Genomic DNA, 4,817 nt, shown 5'->3' on the forward strand with positions numbered 1-4,817 from the left:
ATTAAAATCGTAAAAGATTCCCCTGCCTAGAGTTGTGACAGGGTAAAAGAAATAAACTCTTTTGAACTTTTTAAGAAAGTATCGTCATGCAAATACAGCAATGTGCACATTAAGCACATCAAAGAACTGTTTATTAAATAAAAATTTGCAGTGATCATTATAATATCAAATTATTTTAGCAATATACGCCTTTTTTATCTTACAAAAAAAATAAAGAGTCTAGAGAACTCGATTTTGAACTTCTAGTGCGGTTCTAAAGAATAGACAAAATAATGTGGCATCTTCTTTTTTCCTGTTTTTTTTAATATTATAAAAATAGATTCTCAATACATTTACTCTATCTGTTTATCATTCATCAATCACCAAAAACAAACTAAACATGGTCAAAAATCCGTTTCCTTGAATCGAATAGAAACATTTTCTACAGCTTTTTTTCTGAAACAAAAGCTAGAGGAAATATCTTATATTTGTTTTAATCAATCTTTTAATAATCTCTCTTTCTTCTAACTTTAAAACAACATAAGCTATCATGGAAAATTTCGATTGGACTTCTTTCTCAAAAAAAATAGCCGTAAGAGCCGAACTGTCTGACATTTACAATGCTTGGACAAAAGCTGAAGAACTTGAAAAATGGTTTCTTGAAAAAGTATCTTTTTTTGATGGTAATCAGGAACCTTTAAGCAAAGGCAAAAATGCAGAAAAAGATAATACGTATGAATGGCTTTGGTATTTGTACGATGATTCTATGAAAGGAAAAATCGTATCTGCCAACGGAAAAGATCAATTGCAATTTACGTTTGAAGGAAATTGTCTTGTAGACATCAATTTAAGCGAAAAAGAAGATTATACGATTGTAGAACTTCGCCATCATAATATTCCAACAGATGATTATTCTAAACAATACATTAGATTAGGCTGTTCAAACGGCTGGCATTTTTATCTCACAAATCTTAAATCGGTTTACGAAGGCGGATTGGATTTGAGAAATAAGGACAGTAATTTGAATCCAATGATTAATAATTAAGCATATGATATCACAAATTGATATTAGCGAATTCCGAAAAAGACTTAAAACCAATACCAAACAAGGCAATCCAAAAATTAGTGGCACTCCTTTTCATGCTTTTAATTTGATTGGAGACAAAGACAAACTTTTTTTTGGCATAATAAATCAAAACGATTTTAGAATAACCCAAAATGCTATACTTCATCCTATTCCATTTATTTTAAAAGGAAAATTTAAATCAAAAAATGAAAATCAAACAGAGATTTCATATGAAATAATTCCAATTAAGTTTGGCTATTATTGGATTCGTTATTTTCCTTTTGTTGCATTTTTATTATTCAATACAATATTCATTGTTAAAAAAGCGCCATTGACAGTATACATAATTTTCAACTCATTTCTTTTAATTACTAGTTTCATATCCAGAACAATCACCAGCTACAAAAAAAGAAAATTTATAAACAATTTTAGAAGAACATTTGAAATAATAGACAATGAATAAAAAAATAATCCGCCAAAATCCAACCAATTAAGCGCTATGAAAGTACTAATTACATTTTTCCTCTTAGTTTTCAATCTAACTTTATTTGGACAATCCAATCAATTTGCTGGCGAATATTCTCGTTCACTTTCTGAGAAAGAGAAACATACAATCGAATATAAATTAACTTTAAATCCAGACGGAACTTTTGTATTTCATTCTTATTCAAAATTACAAGACGGAAATCCAACGGAAGACAATAAATATGGAAAAGGAAAATGGAGTGCAAAAGACAATCTGATTACTTTTTCGACAAACAAAAAAGAAGATTTAGACCCAAAATATACTCTAGATTTTAATAATTCGACTGCTCGATTTATTACCAAAAATTCGCGAGATAAAAGTGATAAGGTTGTTAAAACAAAACTTCAGTTTTTAAAATCAGAAATTTTCTGGATGAAGAGCATAGACGTTTTTAAATTGTAAATGAATGAAAAAAGTACTTGTTTTAAGTTTTCTGTTTCTATCAATCGTAGCGTTTTCACAAAACAAAAAAGAAAACCCAATAGATGCCCTAGAATCAAAATGTCTTAATAAAAACAATATTTCTAATGCAGACATGTGCAATTGTACCATTCAAGCCCGCGAATCTTGGGACAAAGAATTGAATAAATATTATAATTTACTGAAAACAAAACTTCCAAAAGAAGCTTTTGAAACTTTAAAGGAGTCTCAAAAACAATGGCTCGCTTATCGCGATAAAGAATATGCTTTTATTTCAAAATACTTTTACGAAGTACAACAGGGAACCATGTGGTATGCCGTTGCCGAAAGCAAAAAAAGAGAAATTGTAAAAACAAGAGCATTGGAGCTCGAAGTGTATTATAAAATGTTGGAGTATTAAAAACTGAATTTAATAGAAATTGTACTTTAGAAATATAAGCTAAGATTGAATACTAAAACGTCTCCTATTAGGAGACGTTTTGCTTTTATCTACTTATTCTATTTTGCAGTAGTTTCTAAAATGCAAGTATTAGGACATTGATTTAAGGAAATTATTTGTTTATCAAAAACCTCAAGAAACAAAGGTCCTCCATTGGTTTTGTATTCTTTTACTGGCGCACTAAAATTATTTTTTTCAAAAACACTGATACGTCCATCACCTGGAACTGCAAAATAAATATGATTGTCTGAAGTAATTTTAGCATCTGCCAGATTAAGAGTCGACGAGTAACTTTTGGTTGTAACCTCAGTAAAATTTTCATAATCAACATCTGATTGAAAACCAAAATTAGTGCTTACAAAGAAACTTTTATCTTCTGATAAAGCAAATAATCTACTGTCGGCAACAGATTCATTCCAAAGCAAATCTGTAGTGACTTGATCTCCGTTTATATTCAGTCTTCTAATTGCCGACGAACTTCCATATTCACGTCCATCACTATCTAAAATGAAAAAATAATTATCTTTTCCATAAAATAATTTTGCATTTGAAGCAGCGCCAAAAGAACCATTTCTATTTAAAACCTTATCATTTTCAACATTATAAACAAAAAGGCCTCCAATTTCTGCATAAGGGTGTTTCTCTATAAATAAGATGTGTTCATTTATTGGAATTGCAGTTAAGATATCGTAATCTGTTTTAAGATTTATAGTTTTCTTAATCTGATGTGTTTTTAAATCTACTAAAAAGACATTTCCATTTATACTTGGAACATATAAGTCTTTCACTCCATTATACTCACCAATAGAGCAAAAGAATATGTAGCCATTTGTTGAAATCTTAGTACTGGTGAGGGAATTTATATCGTAAAACACAATTTCGCCTTCCTTATTAATAATGATCATCTCATTTTCAACGTATGGATTTTTAAATGTTTGCCCAGGTCTAAATTTCAAACTTCTAGGATTATCTATCATTCCTAAATTTTTGCTCCAAATTGTTTTTCCATTTATAACTTTAGACACGGCATAATATACTATTTGATCTGTATATTGAACAGTATCAGAAATACTATTTTCGTTTTGAATAGTAATACTCTTAAGTTTATTTTTATTATTCATAACATCTTCATGAGATAAAAACGGACTACTCAAGGCATAAACTGTATAACTTTCAAAACCAGCATTAGAGTCTTTATCCCAGGTTACTTTCAAACTCCCATCTGCTGACTTTTCTACAGATGTAATCGCAAATGATAAATCCTTATTTTCGAAAGATAAATGGTTTTTACTTACTACAGCTATAACATTCTTTTCTTCATTCAAGTATTCCGTAACAACAGCATACATTACAAAAGAATTATAGGGTACTTTTGTATCGATAAAACTTGTAGTCCTATTATTTGTAACTTCAAATACAAGCTCTCCCAAACCCACAACTCCTTCTGGCATAAAAGGTTCATTATTATAAGTATCAAATCGGTAGACTTTATAACTCTTAAATTTTTCTATGAAAACAGGTTTCCAATGTACCTCTAACTGGCTTTGATTTCCTTCTAAACTTATTAATTCGGTTTGTGGCTCGAATACTGCATTTTCAGGAATTGGATCTTCGTCATTGGAGCAATTAATAAATAATAATAAAATAAAAAAACAATAAAAGAGCTTTTTAAACTGATTGATATTCATATTTCTTATTGGTTGTGGTATTAGTATAGTAGGATTGAATTAAGCGCCGAAGTTATAAAATTTATCCTCTTACTTCTTTTCTTATTATTAAATATTTTCATTCAAAAAAATATCCCTGTTTTCTTGCCCAATTGAAGTAAAAAAGAATGCATTAGATCAATTTCAATTCTTATAAAAAAAAGAGGATGATAAAATGTCTTTGTCTCTTTGTTACTAACAACCTTTGCCCCTTTCTTCAAAATTCCCTACTTTCGCCTATTAATCAAGAAAGGAAAAAATGAAGGTCTGTATTGCCGAGAAACCAAGTGTAGCGCGTGAAATTGCATCTGTTTTAGGTGCCAATACCAAGCACGATGGTTATTACGAAGGTAATGGTTATGCCGTGACTTACACTTTTGGGCATTTATGCACCTTAAAAGAACCCAACGATTATAAACCGCACTGGAAAAGCTGGGATTTAAACAATCTGCCGATGCTTCCTGAAAAGTTTGAAACCAAAGTCGTTCAAAATTCTGGAATTCAAAAACAGTTTAAGATCATTAAAAGCCTTTTTGAGAAAGCCGACGTGGTTATAAACTGCGGGGATGCTGGACAAGAAGGAGAATTGATTCAGCGTTGGGTAATGAACGAAGCACATTACAAAGGCGAAATTCAGCGATTATGGATTTCGTCTCTTACTACAGAAGCGATTAAAGAAGG

The 4,817-nt window shown here is 30.3% G+C and carries 6 protein-coding genes; 5 read left to right on the forward strand and 1 reads right to left on the reverse strand.

The window, feature by feature from the left end:
- Window positions 1-529 precede the first annotated feature (529 nt).
- Genes B3J44_RS07590 through B3J44_RS07605 form a run of 4 tightly spaced genes read left to right on the forward strand, consistent with a single transcriptional unit; the run spans window position 530 to window position 2,391 of the window.
- Window positions 530-1,024 (forward strand): SRPBCC family protein, encoded by a 495-nt coding sequence (locus tag B3J44_RS07590; protein WP_286967524.1) that lies wholly within the window; start codon window positions 530-532, stop codon window positions 1,022-1,024.
- 4 nt (window positions 1,025-1,028) lie between these two features.
- Window positions 1,029-1,508, forward strand: a complete 480-nt coding sequence (locus B3J44_RS07595) for a hypothetical protein (RefSeq protein ID WP_286967526.1) — start codon at window positions 1,029-1,031, stop codon at window positions 1,506-1,508.
- Window positions 1,509-1,544: 36 nt separating this feature from the next.
- Entirely contained in the window at window positions 1,545-1,973 is a 429-nt protein-coding gene (locus B3J44_RS07600; protein ID WP_286967528.1) for a copper resistance protein NlpE N-terminal domain-containing protein, read from the forward strand.
- A gap of 4 nt (window positions 1,974-1,977) precedes the next feature.
- Window positions 1,978-2,391 (forward strand): lysozyme inhibitor LprI family protein, encoded by a 414-nt coding sequence (locus tag B3J44_RS07605; RefSeq protein WP_286967530.1) that lies wholly within the window; start codon window positions 1,978-1,980, stop codon window positions 2,389-2,391.
- Between the two features lie 98 nt (window positions 2,392-2,489).
- Here the strand turns inward: B3J44_RS07605 and B3J44_RS07610 are convergent, their stop codons facing one another.
- The gene (locus B3J44_RS07610) at window positions 2,490-4,118 is read right to left on the reverse strand and encodes a hypothetical protein (RefSeq protein ID WP_286967532.1); all 1,629 of its coding nucleotides are present in this window, start codon (window positions 4,116-4,118) and stop codon (window positions 2,490-2,492) included.
- A gap of 277 nt (window positions 4,119-4,395) precedes the next feature.
- On the opposite strand from B3J44_RS07610, the gene B3J44_RS07615 reads away from it, so the two are divergent.
- Window positions 4,396-4,817, forward strand: a 422-nt coding sequence (locus B3J44_RS07615) for a toprim domain-containing protein (protein ID WP_286967534.1), incomplete at its 3' end; no start/stop codon positions are given.

It is taken from the genome of Flavobacterium sp. UBA4854 (genome assembly GCF_002399805.1).
Taxonomy (GTDB): Bacteria; Bacteroidota; Bacteroidia; order Flavobacteriales; family Flavobacteriaceae; genus Flavobacterium; species Flavobacterium ginsengisoli.